At 38.6% G+C, this 3,580-nt stretch carries 4 protein-coding genes; 1 reads left to right on the top strand and 3 read right to left on the bottom strand.

The annotated features are described in order from the left end of the window. Positions 1-60 precede the first annotated feature (60 nt). Positions 61-960, top strand: coding sequence for a metallophosphoesterase (locus ACO6HM_RS12285; protein WP_485391308.1), 900 nt, complete (start codon positions 61-63; stop codon positions 958-960). A gap of 180 nt (positions 961-1,140) precedes the next feature. Here ACO6HM_RS12285 and ACO6HM_RS12290 read toward each other — a convergent pair whose 3' ends face one another. From ACO6HM_RS12290 to ACO6HM_RS12300, 3 genes are all read right to left on the bottom strand, one after another. Next, positions 1,141-2,130, bottom strand: coding sequence for a DUF4300 family protein (locus tag ACO6HM_RS12290; protein ID WP_485391309.1), 990 nt, complete (start codon positions 2,128-2,130; stop codon positions 1,141-1,143). Positions 2,131-2,445: 315 nt separating this feature from the next. Further along, on the bottom strand, positions 2,446-2,769 hold the full coding sequence (locus ACO6HM_RS12295; RefSeq protein ID WP_485391310.1) for an ABC-2 transporter permease: 324 nt from the start codon (positions 2,767-2,769) through the stop codon (positions 2,446-2,448). After that, positions 2,762-3,142 carry a GntR family transcriptional regulator gene (locus tag ACO6HM_RS12300; protein WP_485391311.1) on the bottom strand — a complete coding sequence of 127 codons (381 nt, stop codon included), beginning with the start codon at positions 3,140-3,142 and terminating at the stop codon, positions 2,762-2,764. The genes ACO6HM_RS12295 and ACO6HM_RS12300 overlap by 8 nt, the downstream gene beginning before the upstream one ends. Between the last annotated feature and the right edge of the window lie 438 nt (positions 3,143-3,580).

Genomic DNA, 3,580 nt, shown 5'->3' on the forward strand with positions numbered 1-3,580 from the left:
CTTTATAAATCATTTAAACTACGATATAATTCTAAATAAAAGCTGAAAAGGAGCACACACATGCCCGATAATATTAAGCAAAATGATAATATACCCTCAGAGGTTATGGAAACCACTAAGAAAAAGTCGGTAAAAAAGCGTATTCTCCCTATCATTTTCTTTATAATAATTGCATTTTTATTCAGCGCATTTGATGTCAGACTAAAGATAGTAGAATATACGATTACCTCAGATAAAATCACAAATCCCATAAGAATTGCTCTTGTGACGGATTTACACTCCTGCAAATACGGGAAAGAACAGAAAACCCTAATAGATGCTGTTGTTAGGCAAAACCCTGATATAGTTCTCCTTGGCGGGGATATATTTGATGACAAAATTCCTGATGAAAATACAGAGTTATTTTTAGCAGGAATAGCGGGGAAGTATCCTTGTTACTATGTTACCGGCAATCACGAGTACTGGAGCCGCCGTGTTGACGAAATGCTTGATACTCTAAGAAAGTATAATGTTACCATTTTAGACGGAAAAAGCGAAACCGTAGAAGTTAACAATCAGAAAATAAGCATTAGTGGCATTGATGATCCTGATGCAAATCTCTATACCGGCAAAGATGAGGGCTTTTATGCTCAGCTTGATGAAATAAACCAAATAAAGGACGATAGCCTGTTTACTATCTTACTTGCTCATCGCCCTTCGTATGTGAACAAATATCTGGATTACAATTTTGACCTTGTACTCGCAGGCCATGCTCATGGCGGGCAGTGGAGAATACCTTTTCTTCTAAACGGCGTATTTGCACCTGATGAAGGCTTCTTTCCAAAGTATGCCGGCGGGCAGTACGATTTTCCTAACGGTAAAATGATAGTAAGCCGCGGTCTTGCAAGAGAAAGCACTAGGGTTCCAAGAATATTTAACCGTCCTGAATTGGTAATTGTTAACTTAGAACCTAAAAATTAGCTCTTTGCTATTCAATACCCTCCCACCTGAGCTTGTCCCTTGTCTATAAACTTAGCTTTATAAGCAAGGGACAAAGACAGGTACATTCCCTATATTATCTAGATTACATTACGAATACAGCTAATTGTAATTACAATCTTTAGTATAATACTGTCTGTTAACTCGTCGCCCCGGTTAGAATTACTCTACCTCAACCATCTTTCCATTATCCATTACAAATGGCTTTGCTAGGCCTTCTCCGGTATAATCAGCGTATTTCCCCTGAAGATACTTGTAGCATTCTTCTTTTGTCGCAAACTTAATAGCCTGATAAGGCTCTTCAAAGGTTAACTTTTCTACAAATAAATATCCGCCTTTGTAAGGTACCATAACTCCTACATGACCTACAAAGAGATACTCTCCATCAAGGTTGTCATGCAGCACTACAGAGAGCATCCTCGCATTTTCATCAAACTTTACATTCTCAAAGTATTTTTCCATATTTTTAGCGTGAACCTTAACATCTTCAGTAGCCTCAGTCTTTACTCTTGAGAATAATACGTTGAATGCCTCCTTGTCCTTCTTATCAAAGAGCTTTCCCTTATCTATCGAGTCATTGTCTAGAAACAATAGCTCTCCATCACTTTTTATACTTGGAACTTTTATGTTATTCTTTAGTAAAAAGAAGGTGTTAAGCCTGCAGTTTGTTCCAACAAAATCACCCTTCTTTTCTTTCCAAAGATTGCTGATTTTCTCTACATCATACTCTGTTTTACCAAATTTCGTAAAATCTCCCTGAAGTCCAACGCTTCCAACTATATCGTTGTACTCGTTTACCTGCTTAATGTAGTAGTCGACACTATCCTTGTTTAGGTAGGCTGAAAGTGCCTCCTTGACTTCCTCGGCACTGACTTCGTTTGCCATATTAGAATAGACAGTCTCCGCATTTACCTCATCAGCAGATGATACTTTGGAGCCCTCTTTGACTGTGTCTTTGCTAGTTTCTTGTGAAGATACTTTAGAAACCTCATTGGAAGCTTCTTTAGATGCATTTTGCGATGCTTCCTTTGCTATTTCTTTTGATACCCCTTTAGATGCCTCTTTATTCTCCTGTTTGCTGCCACAGGCTGTTACTCCAAATGCAAGCAAGGCACAGAGAAAGAGTGCAGTAATTTTCTTATATTTTCTCATAATTTCTCCTTTCAATCGGTAAATCTGTGTTTCGTTAAGTGTTCACATTTCATCATAAGTACTAAGTTCAGCCTTCGCCAAAGGCAGCTCGGCTTGCACAGCACTAGCACCAACGGTGCGTCGTCACTAAGTGCTTAGATACCGCTCCACCTAAAGGTACTAGCACCTGCGGTGCGTCGTCACTAAACTCAGTCTTCGCCTTCGGCTCGACTTCGTTAAGTGTTCACATTATATCACAGCCTTCTTACCAATAGAATAGAGGTCGGAAAATTTAAGAAAATCATTGGGCTTTTGTAATAATTATGTAGGTGAATCTTAATATTCCTTCTTTTCCATAATTCTTATGGATATCTTTAGGCAAATTGCAATGATTATTAGTCCCGCCAGTATTAAGCCACTATACACATCAGTCAGGGAAAAGTTCTTTAAAACTCCCTGCACTTTAGTAAATAAACCTGATGCTTGTTTAAGCATTGAAAATATGACAAAGACTACAAAATATGTTATTAGCATTATAAGCCTACTCTTCTCAGCACCAAATTTGAACATAAAAGGCAGCTGAATCGCTGACATAAAAATGCTTGATATCAAAGTAACAATTGAAATCAATACTATAATTTCAATAGCATAATCACTCATATCGTCCCTCCACATAGTCCTTTAACATCTGAGTCAGTTCATCGCCTGATATTCCTGCAATTTCGGAGAGTTTTACTATCTCTTGCAACTGTTCTTCAATACGCTTTAAGTATTCCTCACGAATCAGCTCTTTATTTTGTGCCGCAACAAAATTACCCTTTCCCTGAACTGAGTTGATAAAGCCCTCAAATTCCAGTTCATCAAAGGCTCTCTTGGCTGTAATCATGCTTACTCTGAGTTCTTTTGCCAAAAAGCGGATTGAAGGCAATTGTTCTCCTACTTTCAAATCCCCCGAAATTATCTGCACCTTAATCTGATTCTTTATTTGCAAATAAATCGGATCATCGCTTGAGTTATTAATTTGAATATTCATTTTATACCTCTTTACTGTCATTTCTGTTATAACTGTTATTATTATAGTATAACAGTTGTGGTTTTTCAAGTTTAAATTGAGTAGGAGGTGGTGACTGACCGCCGTCCTCTCCATCTATCTGTCTCATTTATCATGTCAGATTGCGTGTAGTTATTGGACTTTAGCTTGTAAGGCAGTCTTATCCACATGCATAACCTCATATGAGATTTCTGTTCGTCAGACCAGAGATTTGCCCAAGAGTTAGTATCTTAATCATATCCAGCTTCCTTCAGATTCGAGGTCACCATAGGCACCCTTGCTTTCGGCGCATCCTTCCCACTACCGGGCGGATTCGGGACTTTAACCCGTTAGAAACGTGCGCCGCTAGGCGCACCACCACAAAAGCTGCCACCCAACGAATTTTTATCGTCGAAGTGACAGCTTTCTGTCATTATGCAC

It is taken from the genome of Catonella sp., from assembly GCF_057250765.1.